The following is a 15,566-nucleotide window of genomic DNA, read 5'->3' as shown; positions in this document are numbered from 1 at the left end:
CAGCCCCGGAAGCCCCCCCCCCAAGCCAAGGCAATATCCATGAGCGCGAAAATCTTCATCGACGGCGAACACGGCACCACGGGCCTGCAGATCCGCGAGCGCCTGGCCGGGCGCTCGGACATCACGCTGATGTCGATCCCGATGGAAGAGCGGCGCAACGAGGCGATGCGCGAAAGGATGCTCAAGGACGCCGACATCGCGATCCTGTGCCTTCCCGACGATGCGGCGCGGCAGGCGGTGGCGCTGGCCGCCGATGCCGGTACGCGGTTCATCGATGCATCCACCGCGCACCGCACCCATCCGGACTGGGTTTTCGGCTTTGCCGAAATGGAGCCGGGACAGGCGGAACGGATCGCCGGGGCGCAGTTCGTCTCCAATCCCGGCTGCTATTCCACCGGCGCGATCGCCATTCTCGCGCCGCTCGTCCGTGCCGGCCTTCTGCCCGGCGATTACCCGGTGACCATCAATGCCGTCTCCGGCTATAGCGGCGGCGGCAAGCAGATGATCGCGCAGATGGAGGACCCCTCGCGCGACGACGCCATCACGGCAAACCATTTCGCCTATGCGCTGACACTCGGCCACAAGCACGTGCCCGAGATCATGGCACGCAGCGGCATCACCCGCCGTCCGGTGTTCACCCCGGCGGTCGGCCGGTTTGCCCAGGGCATGCTGGTCAATGTCCCGCTGTTCTGCGACCTGATGTCCGGAAACCCGTCCATGGCGGCGATCCATGCGGCGCTTGCCGATCACTACGCGGGCCAGGACGTGGTCGAGGTGGTGGCGCCGGACGAAGGCATCGCGATGCCACGCATCGACGCGGAGGAAATGCGCGGGACCGACCGGTTGAAGATCTACGTGCTCGGCACGGAGGGCATGGGCCAGGTCAACCTGATCGCCTCGCTGGACAATCTCGGCAAGGGCGCGTCCGGCGCGGCGGTGCAGAACCTGAACCTGATGATCGGCGCATGAGCCAGCGCCCGCCCGGCAAGCGGGCGGGTCAATGCCGCACGACGACGTCCGTCTCCGGCAGATAGCTGCCGATGGTGCCCCGCCAATGGGCAACGGCGAAGCCGAGGATGACGAGCGCCGTGGCCTGGTGCACGAGACCCCAGAACAGCGGCACCTGCATGAGCAGCGTGACGATGCCGAAGACCGCCTGCACGACGACCAGCCCCGCCAGCAGCGCGGAACGGCGGGCATGGGTCGACCCGGCTTCCCGCTTCATCGTGCGCAGCATGTGGACGATGGCGGCCGCGAGCACGGCATAGGCGCCGCAGCGGTGGATGAACTGCACGGTCTTCGGGTTCTCGAAGGCGTTGATCCACCAGGGTTCCTGCAGCCAGAGACCGCCGGGCACGAGCGCGCCGTCCATCAGCGGCCAGGTGTTGTAGGTGAATCCGGCGTCCAGACCGGCCACCAGCGCACCGAGATAAATCTGGACAAGGACCAGAAGCACCATCCAGCCGGCGCCCTTGCGCGTGGCAGCGGAGGAAGGGCCGCCGCTGTGCACGGCCAGGCCGCGCGCGACATACATGATGGCGGCAAAGATCACCGAAGCCAGCGTCAGGTGGACGGCAAGACGGTATTGCGAGACGTCAGTGCGCTCCGTCAGGCCGGAGGCGACCATCCACCAGCCGACAAAGCCCTGAAGGCCGCCCAGCGCCAGCAAGCCCAGGAGGCGCGGCTTGAGACGGGTTTCCAGCCGTCCGGTCAGCCAGAAGAAGGCGAGCGGCAGGGCGAACAGGAAACCGACCATGCGGGCCAGGAAGCGATGTCCCCACTCCCACCAGAAGATGACCTTGAACTCCTCAAGGCTCATGCCCTTGTTGATCTGCTGGTATTCGGGGATCTGGCGGTACTTGGCGAGTTCCTCCTGCCACTCGGCTTCCGACAGCGGCGGAACGATGCCGTGGATCGGCTTCCACTCGGTGATCGAGAGGCCCGAATCGGTCAGCCGGGTCGCGCCGCCAACCACCACGAGCGCCAGCAGCCACAGCAGGACGACATAGAGCCAGCGGCGCACAGCCGCGCGATTGCGCGCCTGGCGGTCCAGTATCTCGTAGGGGCGCGGCGAAGGCGAAACGGCCACGGCGGCATCGGTCATCGGCGTATCCAGGTCCGGCTTGCTGAAATCCGCTCCTAACTGACGCAATGGCGCGAGGCTTTCAAGTGCCAGCTTCGCGTGACAGGCTGTCGCGCCCGCAAGGCTGTTCCCTTCCGCGTCCGTTTCCAATAGACAACCGGCAAGAAAGATACCGGAACACCGCCATGCCAGTCCGCCTCAAGAAACTTGTCGGCACCGTGCTGCTCGTCCTGCTCGTCGTCGTCTATGCCCTGGTGGCCACGACCGTGGCCGTGGCTCGACTCGCCGAATCCGGTCCGCTGGTGCACCTGGCCTATTTCCTGTTCACCGGCATCCTCTGGGTGGTGCCGGCCATGTTCATCATAAGCTGGATGAACCGTCCGCCGCGCAAGGGGTGAGCGGTCAAACCGTCACGAGGCGCTTGCCGCGATTGGCGATCGGCGTGGTGATGCCTGTCAGCATGGTGCGCAGATAGGCCACGGACTGGTAGCGTCCATTGACCGAGATGCGCGGCAGGGTGTGCATGTGGTTCCTGTGCCCCGGATCGAGAAGGCCATGGCGGGTGGTCACCGCTGTCCGGAACCCGGCCTTGCGTGCCAGGTCCGCCTCCCGCGGCCCCACCGCCGCCTCGAAGCCATAGGGAAAGGCCATGTGGCGCGGACGGGCGCCCAGTTCGTTTTCCAGAACGTCGGCGGCATCGAGGATTTCGGAGAAAGCGGTTTCCGTATCGAGCCGGCGCAGGTTGTAATGATGCATGGTATGGGCGCCGACCGTGACCAGCGGATGTGCGGCGAAGGACCTGAGCTCCCGCCAGTTCATCAGGGCGTCGTCTCCGGCCTTCAGCGCATCGATACCGGAAACCGCGGCGAGATCGCGGATCAGGCCGTCCTGTTCCGCCTCGTCGATGCCTGTCGTCAGCCAGCTTTCCAGTTCGACGAAGGCCGTCCGCTTGGCTGCCGGGGTGGAACAGTCGAAATGCACGGCTTCGCCGCGCACCGGGGCATAGAGACCTTCGCGGCGGGCGATGATGTCCTCCAGCACCATCCACCAAAGCGCGATGCGGCGGCTGATCTGTGCGGGTGCGGCATAGACGGTGATCGGCGCCTGGTGACGCTCCAGAACGGGCAGCGCCTCGGCCAGGTTGTCGCGATAGGCATCATCGGCGGTCAAAGCCAGCAGGCAGCCACCGGTCTCGCCGTTTTCCAGGCGATCTGCCATCTCGTCCATCGATACGAAGCGGTAGCCATCCCGCTTCAGGTCCCGGATCAGGCAGTCGAGGAATGCCGGCGTGATCGCCAGATGACTGTTGAAGCCGAGCGGCGAGGTCCGCGCTTCCGTCACGCGATGCAGCATCAGGATGGCGCCGGCGCAAGGCGTCATGGCGCGGTAGATGCGCGAAAGTCCTGTCCACTTGACGCCATTGAGGATCACCTTGCGGATCACCTCGCCCCTGTCGATCATTCCTTCACCTTTTTCGGATACCCAGACGGGCATGGTTCGGGCGGGATGTCCGGTCTGGATAGCACCGAAGGATTGAAGGATGGTTGATGTATCGGGCGATGCCGCTGATCTGTCCGCCCTCGCGGCGAGACCGGCGGTGCAGGTGGAGACGGGTCCCAAGGCGCATGAAGGCCACGCGGCCTTCTGCGCGCGCGTGGCCTGCGGCCCGGCGCAACATGCGGACTGGGTTGCGCAATGGGCGCGCCACGTCAATCCGGACATTGTCTTCATCACCGTGGCCGAGGGCGACCGCCGGCATCTCTGCCTGCCGCTCGAAGTGATTGACGAGGGACTTGGCCGCGTTGCCGTGCCGGTCGGCGGACGCCATGCCAATGGCTGCTTTCCGGCCATGACGCCGGATGCCGCCCTTCCCCCGCCCGCCGACCTCAGCGCCATGATGGCCGAGGCGCTTCGCGCTGCCCGGCCGGACATCGCGCTCATCGCCCTGACCCGCCTCCAGCCGGAAATCGGCGGTCTTGCCAACCCGCTGGTCCTGCCTTCGTCACCTGCCAGCGCGAACCTCGCGCTCGCGGTGGACCTGGCGGGCGGCTTCGATGCGACGCTGCAGCGCCATTCGGGCAAGCGCAAGCGCAAGAAACACCGCACCAACGAACGGAAGTTCAGCGAACAGGGTGATATCCGCGTCCATGCCGCCAGCGACCGAGAGACCGCGCGGCGCCTGCTGGACGCCTTCTTCGATCTCAAGTCGCAGCGCTTCGCCAGCATGGGCATTGAAGACGTCTTCGCCAATCCGGCGATCAAGGCCTTCTTCCACGGTCTTTTCGGCGAAGCGGTGGTCCGGGCGGAGCCGCAATTCATCTTGCATGCGCTGGAGGTCGGCGGCGAGATACGCGCCGTCACGGGGTCGAGCCTGTCGGGCAAGCGCATGATCTGCGAGTTTTCCGCCATACGGCCCGACGAGAAGGAAAACACGAGCCCGGGCGATTACCTCTTTTTCGAGGCCATCCGCGAAGCCTGCGACAAGGGCTTCCTGATCTACGATTTCTCCGTCGGCGACGAGCCCTACAAGCGACTCTGGTGCGATATCGAGACCGTCCAGCGCGACACGCTGATCCCGCTGAACGCGCGCGGGCGGCTGCTGGCGGCCATGCGCACCGGGACGTCGTCGCTGAAACGCCAGATCAAGAACACGCCGCCGCTCTGGGCCGCCTACAAGTCGCTTCGCAAACTCCGCGCCTCACGCGCCGAAGGCTGAAGCGCCAGAACCGGCGGGCGGCGTCCGGTCACCGTTCACGCGGACAGGGCCGCACCCATCATCCCACGGTCAGGCGGCGCTGCGGCCGGCTTTCGGCGGCAATGGACGGCCGGCCATGTCGGCCCGCCCGATCAGCAGGTTGCCATGACCCGCTGACACCAGATCGTCGGCCGCGGCCAGGACTTCCGGAGCCTCGGGATCGACGACAGCCAGAACCACTTCCGCCGTGGCGCTGCACACGCGGGCGATGCCCTCGGCATCGGCAGGTCCGCATTCCATGACGATCATGTCATAGACCTGGCCCAGCGCGTCCAGGATGATGGGAAGGCGCTCGATGGACCGGGCGACACGCTCCGGATCGCCCGTGCCTGTCGGGATCACGTGGCAATCGGAGAAATGATCGCCATGAATGATCTCGGAGAAGGAAGCATTGCCGGCAAGCAGATCGGTGATGCCGGGGCGGGCATCGCGTTCCAGCATCGGCCGGGACGCGGCATTGTCCGCAGTGAGGTCGAGCAGGATGATGCGCAGGCCGGAATCGGCGAGCGCACGGGCGGTCAGGATGGCCGAGGCGGCTGCTTCCCGGCCCTCGGGCGACACGAAGACGGCACGGGCGGCGCCGGCTTCGACAAGCCGCACCGCGAGATCCTCGCCGGACAGGCCCGGATGCTGCCGGGCAGTCGTCGCCTTGCGCGCTTCCCGCGCTGCCGCCGCCGCAGCCCTCGTGTTCGCGGCCGACATGGCCTGTTCCGCAGCGCGCGCAGCCGCAGCCGTGGCTCCGGACTTCGGGCTTTCGCGGGTTTCGGCATCTCCGGTCCCGCCACCGCCGCCATGGGCTGCAGGCGGTGGTGTGCCTTGCGCCCCTTGCCGTGCGACTGCCGGCATGGCGATCTCCGTCGCCGGCGCTGGCGTCGCGGACACCGCGCGCATGGCGCGGCCGGAAAACAGTTCGGCCAGCAGCGTGAAGATGGTCATCAGCAGGAGCGTGGCAGCGAAGGCGGCGCCGATGATCGGTACCTTTTTCGGGAAATAAGGGTCCGACGGGACGATGGCACGCGAGAAGATGCGGGCATTGACCGGGCTGTAGGACGCTTCCTTTCGCGACTTGGCCTCGCGGAAACGCACCAGGTAGGATTCCAGCAGGTCGCGCTGGGCGGCAGCCTCGCGCTCGAGCGCGCGCAACTCCACCTCGCCTTCCGAGACACGGGCCGATTCCGCCTTGAGGCGGTTCACGGCGGCGGTCAGTTCGCTCTCGCGCAGACGGGCCGTCTCGGCTTCCGTCTTCAGTCCGGTCAGCACCTTGGCGGCCTCGGCGCGGATCTGGCTGTCAAGCTGGTCCTGCTGCGCCCGCAGTGAGCGGATGCGCGGATGGTTGTCGAGAAGCGTGGTTGACAGGTCGGCGATCTCGGCGCGCAGGTCGACCTTCTTCTCGATCAGCCGCTGGATAAGGCCGGACGTCTGAACCTCGGGAATCGCGTCGATGGCACCGCCGGAGGCCAGCGCCCGTTCGATCGACTGGGCGCGGGCTTCGGACGCGGCCCGGCTTGCGCGCACCCGCGACAGTTCGGTGGAAATCTCGGAGAGTTGCTGCGTGGCCAGCGCCGCATTGTTCTGGCCGACCGGAATGTCGTTTGCCGCGCGGTATTCCGCCACGCGGCTTTCGGCCTGCTTCACACGGTCCCGCAATTCAGCGATTTCCGGGGCCAGCCATTCGGTCGCGGTCGTGTCGGTCTCAAGCCGGGCCTTGCGCTGCAGATCCATGTAGACATCGGCTATGGCGTTGGGAACGTCTGCGGCCAGCTTCGGATCGCTGGAGGAAAACTGGATGACGATCACGCGCGTGCCTTCGGTGCGGTAGACCTTCAGGCGTTCGCGCATGTTGCGGAGGACGCGCTCTTCGAGCGTGCCGCGCGAAGGCTCGGAAACGAAGGGAATCGACAGGCCGGCGCTCTTGGTGAACTCGTCGCGTCCGGCAAGCTCCAGTTGGCGGGCGACCTGCGACAGAAGCGCCGTGGAGGCGATCAGTTCGACCTGCGACTGGACGCTTTCCTGATCGAGCGACTCGGCGCGGCCGTTTTCCAAGTTGGGGCGTGTGTAGACGGATTCGCGGGTCTCGATGAGGATGCGGGTCTCGGCCATGTATTTCGGACTGACGAAGAGCGACACGGCAAAGGCGGCGGCCGTGACCAGGAGCGTGACGGCAAGCACCAGGAACTTCCTGCGCCACAGTCCCGCCACCAGCGCCGGGAAATCGATATCCACATCTTGAGCCGTTCCATTCACGCCGGACATGCGTCTACTCCGAATACTGCACGGCGATCATGGTAAACGGGTTTGGTTTAGCTGCAGTTAATACCGGAGCCTCCTGCCGGGTCGCGCTTTCGCCGCAACGGCAGACGGGCGCGCGGATATCGCGGCGGCTTTACCAGCCATTAACCCTAACGACAGATAAACAAGGCTGACGAAAGCGGTGCCGCGACCGGGCGGCCCGCCGATCCAAGAAGGTCAGCGTTGATGAACCGCCGCGCATTCGCCCTTTCCGCCCTTGCCCTTGCCGTTGCCGGCGTTTCGGGCTGCTCTTCCTACAAGCCGACCCCGCCGGCCTTCCACGAGGCGCTCTACCAGCCCTACCGGCTGGACGCGGGCGACCGGGTCCGTGTCACCGTGTTCGAGCAGGAAGGGCTGACCAACACCTATTCGGTGGACCAGTCGGGCCATATCGCCTTCCCGCTCATCGGCCAGGTTGCCGCGCGCGGCCACACCGTCGCCGACCTGGAACTGTCACTGGCGCAGGCCTTGCGCCAGGGCTACATCCGCGATCCCGACGTTTCTGTCGAGGTCGACCGTTACCGGCCCATCTTCGTCATGGGCGAGGTGGGCGCGGCCGGGCAATATGCCTATGTGCCGGGCCTGACCGTGCAGAAGGCGGTGGCGCTGGCCGGCGGCTTCTCGCCGCGCGCCAGCCAGGGCAGCGTCGACGTCACGCGCACAATCAACGGCAAGGTCATGACCGGCCGCGTCATCCTGTCCGATCCGCTCCTGCCCGGCGATACCATCTACGTGCGCGAACGGTTCTTCTGATCCCGGATGACGCCGATGCCGCCGCTCAACATCGTGCACTGTTTCCGCTCCCCTGTCGGCGGCATCTTCCGCCATGTCCGGGACCTGGCGCGCGCGCAGGAAGCGGAAGGGCACCGCGTCGGCATCATCTGCGATTCGACGACCGGCGGGGCCTTCGAGAACCGCATGCTCGACGAACTGGAACCGGAACTGTCACTGGGTGTCCAGCGAACGGCGATGCAACGTCATATCGGCCTTGGCGACATTGCCGCCGCGGCCAGAACATACAAGCTTGTCAAGGAATTGAAGCCGGACGTGCTGCACGGGCACGGCGCCAAGGGCGGCGTCTATGCCCGTGTCTTCGGCTCACTTCTGCGGGTTTCAAGGTCTTGCGTAGCCCGCCTTTATTCACCGCATGGCGGAAGCCTGCACTACGATCCGAACACCGCGACGGGCAGGTTCTTCTTCGCCCTGGAGAAGCAGCTTTCAAGGGCGAGCGACTGCATCCTGTTCGTGTCCGACCACGAACGGCAGACGTTCCTGACCAAGGTCGGACAGCCGCATTGCCGCTCGGCGCTGGTCTACAACGGCCTGACACCGGACGAGTTCGAGCCGGTGATCCCGGATGCGGACGCCGCCGATTTTCTCTTCATGGGAATGTTGCGGCTCCTGAAGGGGCCGGACATCTTCCTGGATGCCGTTCTTCGGGTGAAGCGGCCGGACGGATCTCCGGCGACGGCCGCGATCGTGGGCGACGGCGAGGACCGTGAAGCGCTCATGCAGCGGGTAACCGGCACGGGCGCCCAGGAGCGCATCCGCTTTCACATGCCGATGCCCGCACGCGATGCCTTTCGCCTCGGGCGCATCATGGTTCTCTCGTCGCGCGCCGAGGCCCTGCCCTATACCGTGCTGGAGACGCTGGCCGCCGGCAAGATCATGATCGCAAGCCGGGTCGGCGGCATTCCGGAAATCCTCGGCGCGGATTCGCCTGCACTTTGCGCACCGGACCCGGACAGCCTGGCGCCCGTCATGCAGGCGGCGCTCGACGACGAGGCGGGATTCAAGGCGGCCATGCCGGACATTGACAGTCTCAAGGCGCGTTTCTCGGCGGCGGCGATGGCCAGCCAGGTGACCGCGATCTACCGGGACATCCTTTCACCCGGGTCAAGGGTTTCTTAGCACCCCGCTGATATGTTCCCTCGCGTCATACATCCCGGCTCTGCCGGTTTCGCGGGACCACGATGAGCAAGACCGATCCGACCCTCGCCTATTCGCCCGATTCCGTTCGCGCCTTCCAGCCGGAAGACAACGACCGGAGCGAGAAAAAGCGCGCGCTCAATGCCATGGCAAAGACGGTCGCGGCGCAATACCGCGACGATTCGCTTTCGCCGGCCATGATCAGCGGCATTGTTCGGCTGCTTGAATTCTGCGCCATGAGCATTGCGGGCTTCGCCGTCTTCTTCCACTATGTCGGCCTTGCACCGGCAACGGCACCCGCCTATGCGCTGACGATCCTGTTCGGCTCCGTTCTCACGGTCGTGGCGTTCGAATTCGCGGAGGGCTATCGCGTCAGCCGCCTGCGCCGTCCCTTCCTGCGGTTCGGGCGCTCCATCCTTGCATATGCCGGCGCCTTCGCGCTCATGGCGCTCGCCTCGGTCTTCCTGAAGAACTCCGCCGACTATTCGCGCGTCTGGTTCGCGGGCTGGGCGGTTGCCGGATTTGCGGGCATCGTCGTGCTGCGCATCGTCATTGCCCGCCTGATCGTGCGCTGGTCGCGCAACGGACGCATGGAGCGGCGCGCCGTGATCGTGGGCGGCGGCAAGGAGGCGGAAAAGCTCATCCGTTCCATCGAACGCTCGCCCTACAACGACGTGCGCATCTGCGGCATCTTCGACGACCGCGACGACAGCCGTTCGCCGCCGATCGTTGCCGGCTATCCGAAGCTCGGCAATATCGACGACCTGATCGACTTCGCGCGCATCGCCCGCATCGACATGATGATCGTGGCGCTGCCGCTGACGGCGGAACGGCGCGTCCTGACCATGTTGAAGAAGCTCTGGGTGCTGCCGGTCGATATCCGCCTCTCGGCCCATGCCAACGTGCTGCAGTTCCGTCCGCGTTCCTATTCCTATGTCGGAACGGTGCCGATGCTTGACATCTTCGACAAGCCGATCACCGACTGGGATTCGGTCGCCAAGCGGATCTTCGACATCGTCTTCTCGCTGTTCGCGATCGTCGCCTTCTCGCCCATCATGCTGGCGACAGCCATCGCCATCAAGCTGGAGAGCAAGGGACCGGTGATCTTCAAGCAGAAGCGGCACGGCTTCAACAACGAGACCGTGGAGGTCTTCAAGTTCCGGTCCATGTATACCGAGATGTGCGATCCGACGGCAAAGCAGGCCGTGACCAAGAACGATCCGCGCGTCACGAAGGTCGGCCGGTTCATCCGCAAGACCTCCATCGACGAGTTGCCGCAGTTCTTCAACGCATTGTTCGGATCACTGTCGCTGGTCGGCCCGCGCCCGCATGCGGTGGCCGCCCAGGCCCACAACCTGCTGTTCAACGAGGTCGTGGACGGCTATTTCGCGCGCCACCGCGTGAAGCCGGGCGTGACCGGGTGGGCGCAGATCAACGGCTGGCGCGGCGAGGTGGACAATGACGAGAAGATCCAGCGGCGCACGGAATTCGATCTCTACTACATCGAGAACTGGTCGCTGCTGTTCGACCTGAAGATCCTGTTCCTCACGCCGATCCGCCTGCTGAAAACGGAAAACGCCTATTGAGCGCCATCGCGCAGGACATTCCGCGGGCCGCCGTCCATGCCAGGCTCGCCGCCATGACAGCCACCTTCTCGGTGGCCATCGGCCCGCTGCTGGCCGGCTTCGTCATTCGCGAGCCCGCGCCCTATGAACTCTATCTGGTCGGACTCATGGCCGTCTGGGCGCTGGCCGGCGCCATCACGTTCTCGCGCGCAATCACGCCGCTGATCGTCCTGATCGTCATCTTCAACATCGGCGGTTTCCTGTCGATGCTGACCATGGCCGAACTCCGGGGCACACCGCTCTACCTGGCGGTCTCGCTCTTCCTCGGCTTCACCGCCATCTTCTTCGCCGCGGTCCTGGAAACGCGGCCGCACTATTTCAAGCCGATGTTCCATGCCTGGGTGATCGGCGCCTCGGGCACGTCGCTGCTCGGCATCCTCGGCTACTTCCATGCCTTTCCGGGCGCCGAGGTGTTCACGCTCTACGGGCGCGCCGCCGGCGCCTTCCAGGATCCGAACGTCTTCGGCCCCTACCTTGCCGCGCCCGGCTTCTACCTTGTCTACCGGCTGGTGGCCGGCCGTTTTCACGACATGGTCCGCGTCGCCGTTCCCCTCATCCTCATCACGCTGGGCGTGTTCATGTCGTTCTCGCGCGGCGCCTGGGGTCTCTATGGCCTCGGCATCACCGTGCTGGTGGGCTTCATGTTCATCCAGAGCAGGTCGACGCTGTTCAGGCTTCGCATCGCGGTCATGGCGCTCGTCGCCATCGCTCTGCTGATCATCGCCATTCTCGTCGCGCTCCAGATCCCGTCGGTCGCCGAACTCTTCGAAACCCGCGCGCGCCTCGTGCAGGAATACGACGGCGCACGGCTGGGTCGCTTCGCCCGCCACATCATCGGCTTCATCATGGCCACGGAGAAACCGCTCGGCATCGGCCCGCTGAATTTCGGCCTGATCTTCGGCGAGGACACGCATAACATCTGGCTCAAGGCGCTGATGGACTATGGCTGGCTCGGCTTCATATCCTTCGCCCTGCTCACCGTCTGGACGCTCGGCGCGGGCCTGCGCATCCTGTTCCGGCCGCGCCCGTGGCAGCCCTTCTTCATGACGGCCTATGTCGCCTTCCTCGGCCACATCCTGCTCGGAACCGTGATCGACATCGACCACTGGCGCCACTTCTACATCCTGCTCGGCATGGTGTGGGGGGGCATCGCGCTGGAAGCCCGTGTCCAGGCGGCGCGTGCGGCCGGGCGGGCGCACCCGGCGCTGGCCGGAACCTGATCCCAATTGCCGCCGTGTGCGATTATTCCGGTTGCCAGAGGCCCCGATGCCAGCTAGAAGGCCAACCGTCGGAGCGTAGCGCAGCCCGGTAGCGCACTTGACTGGGGGTCAAGGGGTCGTGGGTTCGAATCCCGCCGCTCCGACCATTTCACCGGAAGCAACAGGCAGGCCAGACAGCCCCGCGGCCTTGCCACGTGGATCAATCCATTCCGTCGACGATGACGACCGTGCTCTTCGAATTGGCATGACGGATCGCCGCGACCGGAGCGTAGTCCTCCGAGCGCGCGAAGGCCTGTGCGCTTTTCATGTCCGGAAACTCGATGATGACAAGGCGGGTCGGCGTCCACAACTCGCTGTCCACGACATCCAGTTCGCCGCCGCGCGCCCGGTAGCGGCCACCATGCTTCTCGGCCAGCGCCCTGGCCTTGGGCATGTAGTCCTTGTAGGCTTCTGCGTCGCGGATATCCACGTCGGCGATGATGAAGGCGGCCATGGGTCACTCCTCCCTGTCAGGCGAATCGGGAAAGGCTCAGCGCACCTGGTCGAGCAGGCGCTTGCATTCCAGAAGATCGAACAGCGCTTCCTGCAGAAGCGCCCGGTTGTCCCTCGACAGGCTGGCCTGGCCGGCGTCCACGGGGCCGTCGTCGTCCGGACGGCCAAGCCCGAAGAAGCGGCGCGGCTGCTTGGGCCGCGCCTCGCCAACGAGCTTGTCGTCATCGGCCGGCCCTTCAGGTGCAGGATGGGGTTTTTGCGCCTCGATTTCGGCCTGCTTCTTCTGCGCGATGGCCTCGATGGCGGAAACGTCGCCGGTTCCCAGCGCCACCACGAAGGGGATGCCGTTCTCCTTGATGAGACGCTGGACACCCTTGATCGTGTAGCCCTGGTCATAGAGCAGGTGGCGGATGCCCTTGATGAGTTCGACGTCCTGGGGCCGGTAGTAGCGGCGCCCGCCGCCGCGCTTCATCGGCTTGATCTGGGAAAAGCGCGTTTCCCAGAAGCGCAGGACATGCTGCGGCAGGTCGAGATCCTCCGCCACTTCCGAAATGGTCCTGAAGGCGTCCGGGCTCTTTTCCATGGGCTCGCTCTCCCTTGAAGGCGGCGGAAGCCGCCAACGAATCACGGTTGCCCATCAGACCGCCGGAGGTGGCCGGATGCAAGCGCCCGAAGCGCCATGGCAGGACAATCAGCCCTTGCCGCGCGACAGCTTGTGGGCCTGGATGATCTTGCTCTTCAGCACATTGGATGCCTTGAAGGTCATGACCTTGCGCGGAAGGATGGGGACTTCCTCCCCGGTCTTCGGGTTGCGCCCGATGCGCTCGTTCTTCGATCGGACCTGAAAGGTGGCGAAGGACGACAGCTTGACGGTCTCGCCACGCACGATGGCGTCGCAGATCTCATCAAGAACCATTTCAACAAGTTGGGCCGATTCAGTGCGGGACAATCCCACCTTCCGGTAGACCGCCTCCGCCAGATCAGCGCGAGTTATCGTTTTCCCGCTCATGCGCCGCTTCCAGCCCGTCCTCTCCCTGACAGCCTGAAACCTACCCGCGTCTTGGAGCCAAGGTCAAGGTGCAAAGCCAACAGAGTCGCCTGCAAATGCTGGCAGGCAAAAGCAAATTCGCTACATGCGCACCAGCACGGCGCCCCAGGTGAAGCCGCCACCCATGGCCTCCAGCAGGACGAGGTCGCCCTTCCGGATGCGGCCATCCTGGATGGCCTCGGTCAGCGCCAGGGGCACGGAAGCGGCCGATGTGTTGCCGTGGTGATCCACGGTCACGACCGTCTTTTCCTCAGGGATGCCGAGCTTTCTCGCGGATCCGTCGATGATGCGCTTGTTGGCCTGATGCGGCACGAACCAGTCGATGTCGGCAGCGGTGATGCCGGCCTGGTTGAAGACATCCTCGATGACATCGGTGATCATGCCGACCGCGTGCTTGAAGACCTCGCGGCCCTGCATGCGCAGGTGGCCGACCGTGCCGGTGGTCGATACGCCGCCGTCGACATAGAGCTTGTCCTTGTGGCAGCCGTCGGAGCGCAGCGAAGCGGCGAGGATGCCCCTGTCGGCGATGGTGCCCGCGCCTTCCTGTGCCTCAAGGACCACCGCGCCGGCGCCGTCGCCGAACAGCACGCAGGTGGAGCGGTCGTTCCAGTCGAGGATGCGCGAGAAGGTCTCGGAGCCGATGACGAGCGCACGCTTCGCCATGCCGCCGCGCAGGTGCAGGTCGGCCGTGTTGATAGCGTAGACGAAGCCGGAGCAGACCGCCTGCATGTCGAAGGCATAGCCATGGCGGATCCCGAGCCGGTCCTGGATCTCGACCGCGGTGGCCGGAAAGGTGTGGTTCGGGGTCGAGGACGCCAGCACGATGAGGTCGATGTCATCGGGCTGCAACCCTGCCGCCTTCAGCGCGGCGCGGGCCGCCGCCTCGCCGAGCGAGGCCGTGGTCTCGTCCTCGGACGCGATGTGGCGCTGGCGGATGCCGGTGCGCTGCACGATCCACTCATCAGTCGTCTCGACGATGTTCTCGAAATCGGTATTGGCCATGACACGGCGCGGCAAGGCCGAGCCTGCTCCCAGGATGACCGAACGAATCATGTATTCTCCCCCGACGCGGCGGCCGGCCGGCCGGCGTGAAAATGCTCAAGGTCGCGTCCGATCTGTTCGAGCAGCCGGTTGCGGACCATGTCATAGCCAAGTTCGACGGCAGCGGCAAAGCCCTCAGCATCCGTTCCCCCATGGCTTTTCACGACAATTCCGTTGAGACCCAGAAAGACGCCGCCATTGGCCTTGCGCACATCCATCTTCTCGCGAAGATAGGCGAAGGCGCCGCGCGCCAGGACATAGCCAAGCCGGGCCATGAAGGTGCGCTGCATGGCGGCACGCAGGTACCCCCCGATCTGCTTTGCCGTGCCTTCGGCCGTCTTCAGCGCGATATTGCCGGAGAAACCCTCGGTCACCACCACGTCGGTGGTGCCCTTGCCGATATCGTCGCCTTCCACGAAGCCGTGATAGGTCATCGACGGCAGGGCGGCGTCGCGCAGCATCCGTCCGGCCTCGCGGACCTCCTCCTGGCCCTTGATCTCCTCAACGCCGACATTGAGCAGGCCGACGCTCGGACGCTCGACACCGAACAGGGCGCGCGCCATGGCAGCGCCGAGAATGGCGAAATCGGTGAGTTGCTGGGCATCGGCGCCGATGGTGGCGCCCACATCGAGCACCACGCTTTCGGAGCGGACGGTCGGCCAGATCGCGGCGATGGCCGGCCGCTCGATATTGGCCATGGTGCGCAGGCAGAACTTGGACATGGCCATCAGCGCGCCGGTATTGCCGGCGGAAACGCAGACATCGGCCTCGCCCTTCTTGACCGCCTCGATGGCCCGCCACATGGACGACTTCCAGCGGCCGTTGCGCAGGGCCTGGCTCGGCTTGTCATCCATCGCGACGGACACTTCGCAATGAAAGACCTCGGCATTTGCCTTCAGGCGCGGCAATCCGTCGAGAACCGGGCGGATCGCCTCCTCCCGGCCATAGAGCAGAAAGGTCACGTCGGCGCGCCGTTCCAGCACGTGCTCAAGCCCGGGCAAAACGACGGACGGACCGAAATCCCCGCCCATGGCATCAATTGAAATGCGAATCACGCGTTCGTCTTCCCCGTCATGATCCGGCC

Annotated in this window: 15 protein-coding genes and 1 tRNA gene; 8 read left to right on the top strand and 8 right to left on the bottom strand. The window is 65.4% G+C overall.

All coding sequences use genetic code 11. The features are described from left to right. The first annotated feature begins 39 nt into the window (after positions 1-39). Entirely contained in the window at positions 40-969 is a 930-nt protein-coding gene (gene argC / locus ACLB6G_RS15555) for an N-acetyl-gamma-glutamyl-phosphate reductase (protein WP_410357106.1), read from the top strand. Positions 970-997: 28 nt separating this feature from the next. Here argC and ACLB6G_RS15550 read toward each other — a convergent pair whose 3' ends face one another. Continuing rightward, complete coding sequence (locus tag ACLB6G_RS15550; protein ID WP_410357105.1) at positions 998-2,104, bottom strand: COX15/CtaA family protein; 1,107 nt, start codon at positions 2,102-2,104, stop codon at positions 998-1,000. A 164-nt stretch (positions 2,105-2,268) separates the two neighbouring features. Here ACLB6G_RS15550 and ACLB6G_RS15545 point away from each other — a divergent pair, with 164 nt between their 5' ends. After that, positions 2,269-2,481, top strand: a complete 213-nt coding sequence (locus ACLB6G_RS15545) for a DUF2842 domain-containing protein (RefSeq protein WP_410357104.1) — start codon at positions 2,269-2,271, stop codon at positions 2,479-2,481. A 4-nt stretch (positions 2,482-2,485) separates the two neighbouring features. Here the strand turns inward: ACLB6G_RS15545 and ACLB6G_RS15540 are convergent, their stop codons facing one another. Continuing rightward, positions 2,486-3,544, bottom strand: a complete 1,059-nt coding sequence (locus tag ACLB6G_RS15540; RefSeq protein ID WP_410357103.1) for a polysaccharide deacetylase family protein — start codon at positions 3,542-3,544, stop codon at positions 2,486-2,488. A gap of 79 nt (positions 3,545-3,623) precedes the next feature. On the opposite strand from ACLB6G_RS15540, the gene ACLB6G_RS15535 reads away from it, so the two are divergent. After that, positions 3,624-4,799: a GNAT family N-acetyltransferase gene (locus ACLB6G_RS15535; RefSeq protein ID WP_410357102.1), complete on the top strand. Its 1,176-nt coding sequence runs from the start codon at positions 3,624-3,626 to the stop codon at positions 4,797-4,799. 69 nt (positions 4,800-4,868) lie between these two features. Here the strand turns inward: ACLB6G_RS15535 and ACLB6G_RS15530 are convergent, their stop codons facing one another. Continuing rightward, positions 4,869-7,091 (bottom strand): exopolysaccharide transport family protein, encoded by a 2,223-nt coding sequence (locus tag ACLB6G_RS15530; RefSeq protein ID WP_410357101.1) that lies wholly within the window; start codon positions 7,089-7,091, stop codon positions 4,869-4,871. Positions 7,092-7,313: 222 nt separating this feature from the next. On the opposite strand from ACLB6G_RS15530, the gene ACLB6G_RS15525 reads away from it, so the two are divergent. The 5 genes from ACLB6G_RS15525 to ACLB6G_RS15505 all read left to right on the top strand — a co-directional run bounded on the left by ACLB6G_RS15525 (position 7,314) and on the right by ACLB6G_RS15505 (position 12,047). Then, positions 7,314-7,880, top strand: coding sequence for a polysaccharide biosynthesis/export family protein (locus ACLB6G_RS15525; RefSeq protein WP_410357100.1), 567 nt, complete (start codon positions 7,314-7,316; stop codon positions 7,878-7,880). 6 nt (positions 7,881-7,886) lie between these two features. Then, positions 7,887-9,038, top strand: coding sequence for a glycosyltransferase family 4 protein (locus tag ACLB6G_RS15520; protein WP_410357099.1), 1,152 nt, complete (start codon positions 7,887-7,889; stop codon positions 9,036-9,038). 62 nt (positions 9,039-9,100) lie between these two features. Next, the gene (locus ACLB6G_RS15515) at positions 9,101-10,642 is read left to right on the top strand and encodes an undecaprenyl-phosphate glucose phosphotransferase (protein WP_410357098.1); all 1,542 of its coding nucleotides are present in this window, start codon (positions 9,101-9,103) and stop codon (positions 10,640-10,642) included. Continuing rightward, positions 10,639-11,901: an O-antigen ligase family protein gene (locus ACLB6G_RS15510; RefSeq protein WP_410357097.1), complete on the top strand. Its 1,263-nt coding sequence runs from the start codon at positions 10,639-10,641 to the stop codon at positions 11,899-11,901. The genes ACLB6G_RS15515 and ACLB6G_RS15510 overlap by 4 nt, the downstream gene beginning before the upstream one ends. A 69-nt stretch (positions 11,902-11,970) precedes the next feature. Further along, positions 11,971-12,047: transfer RNA gene (locus ACLB6G_RS15505), tRNA-Pro, on the top strand. A gap of 53 nt (positions 12,048-12,100) precedes the next feature. On the opposite strand, the gene ACLB6G_RS15500 is transcribed toward ACLB6G_RS15505, so the two are convergent. The 5 genes from ACLB6G_RS15500 to plsX all read right to left on the bottom strand — a co-directional run bounded on the left by ACLB6G_RS15500 (position 12,101) and on the right by plsX (position 15,537). Then, a complete protein-coding gene (locus tag ACLB6G_RS15500; RefSeq protein WP_410357096.1) occupies positions 12,101-12,394 on the bottom strand; it encodes a DUF1330 domain-containing protein in 294 nt (97 codons plus the stop codon). Between the two features lie 36 nt (positions 12,395-12,430). Then, positions 12,431-12,976 carry a MerR family transcriptional regulator gene (locus ACLB6G_RS15495; RefSeq protein ID WP_410357095.1) on the bottom strand — a complete coding sequence of 182 codons (546 nt, stop codon included), beginning with the start codon at positions 12,974-12,976 and terminating at the stop codon, positions 12,431-12,433. Positions 12,977-13,084: 108 nt separating this feature from the next. Then, positions 13,085-13,402 carry an integration host factor subunit alpha gene (locus tag ACLB6G_RS15490; RefSeq protein WP_410357094.1) on the bottom strand — a complete coding sequence of 106 codons (318 nt, stop codon included), beginning with the start codon at positions 13,400-13,402 and terminating at the stop codon, positions 13,085-13,087. A 120-nt stretch (positions 13,403-13,522) separates the two neighbouring features. Beyond that, positions 13,523-14,494, bottom strand: a complete 972-nt coding sequence (locus ACLB6G_RS15485; RefSeq protein WP_410357093.1) for a beta-ketoacyl-ACP synthase III — start codon at positions 14,492-14,494, stop codon at positions 13,523-13,525. Then, positions 14,491-15,537: a phosphate acyltransferase PlsX gene (plsX, locus tag ACLB6G_RS15480; protein ID WP_410357092.1), complete on the bottom strand. Its 1,047-nt coding sequence runs from the start codon at positions 15,535-15,537 to the stop codon at positions 14,491-14,493. The genes ACLB6G_RS15485 and plsX overlap by 4 nt, the downstream gene beginning before the upstream one ends. Positions 15,538-15,566 lie beyond the last annotated feature (29 nt).

Origin of the sequence: Zhengella sedimenti, assembly GCF_046506625.1 — a bacterium.
Lineage (GTDB): Bacteria > Pseudomonadota > Alphaproteobacteria > Rhizobiales > Rhizobiaceae > Zhengella > Zhengella sedimenti.
This window is presented reverse-complemented; position numbering and strand designations above follow the sequence as displayed.

Bases quoted from the DNA above. Each gene is read 5' to 3' on its own strand.
- argC (WP_410357106.1), top strand. From the start codon at position 40: ATGAGCGCGAAAATCTTCATCGACGGCGAACACGGCACCACGGGCCTG.
- ACLB6G_RS15550 (WP_410357105.1), bottom strand. From the start codon at position 2,104: ATGACCGATGCCGCCGTGGCCGTTTCGCCTTCGCCGCGCCCCTACGAG.
- ACLB6G_RS15545 (WP_410357104.1), top strand. From the start codon at position 2,269: ATGCCAGTCCGCCTCAAGAAACTTGTCGGCACCGTGCTGCTCGTCCTG.
- ACLB6G_RS15540 (WP_410357103.1), bottom strand. From the start codon at position 3,544: ATGATCGACAGGGGCGAGGTGATCCGCAAGGTGATCCTCAATGGCGTC.
- ACLB6G_RS15535 (WP_410357102.1), top strand. From the start codon at position 3,624: ATGGTTGATGTATCGGGCGATGCCGCTGATCTGTCCGCCCTCGCGGCG.
- ACLB6G_RS15530 (WP_410357101.1), bottom strand. From the start codon at position 7,091: ATGTCCGGCGTGAATGGAACGGCTCAAGATGTGGATATCGATTTCCCG.
- ACLB6G_RS15525 (WP_410357100.1), top strand. From the start codon at position 7,314: ATGAACCGCCGCGCATTCGCCCTTTCCGCCCTTGCCCTTGCCGTTGCC.
- ACLB6G_RS15520 (WP_410357099.1), top strand. From the start codon at position 7,887: ATGACGCCGATGCCGCCGCTCAACATCGTGCACTGTTTCCGCTCCCCT.
- ACLB6G_RS15515 (WP_410357098.1), top strand. From the start codon at position 9,101: ATGAGCAAGACCGATCCGACCCTCGCCTATTCGCCCGATTCCGTTCGC.
- ACLB6G_RS15500 (WP_410357096.1), bottom strand. From the start codon at position 12,394: ATGGCCGCCTTCATCATCGCCGACGTGGATATCCGCGACGCAGAAGCC.
- ACLB6G_RS15495 (WP_410357095.1), bottom strand. From the start codon at position 12,976: ATGGAAAAGAGCCCGGACGCCTTCAGGACCATTTCGGAAGTGGCGGAG.
- ACLB6G_RS15490 (WP_410357094.1), bottom strand. From the start codon at position 13,402: ATGAGCGGGAAAACGATAACTCGCGCTGATCTGGCGGAGGCGGTCTAC.
- ACLB6G_RS15485 (WP_410357093.1), bottom strand. From the start codon at position 14,494: ATGATTCGTTCGGTCATCCTGGGAGCAGGCTCGGCCTTGCCGCGCCGT.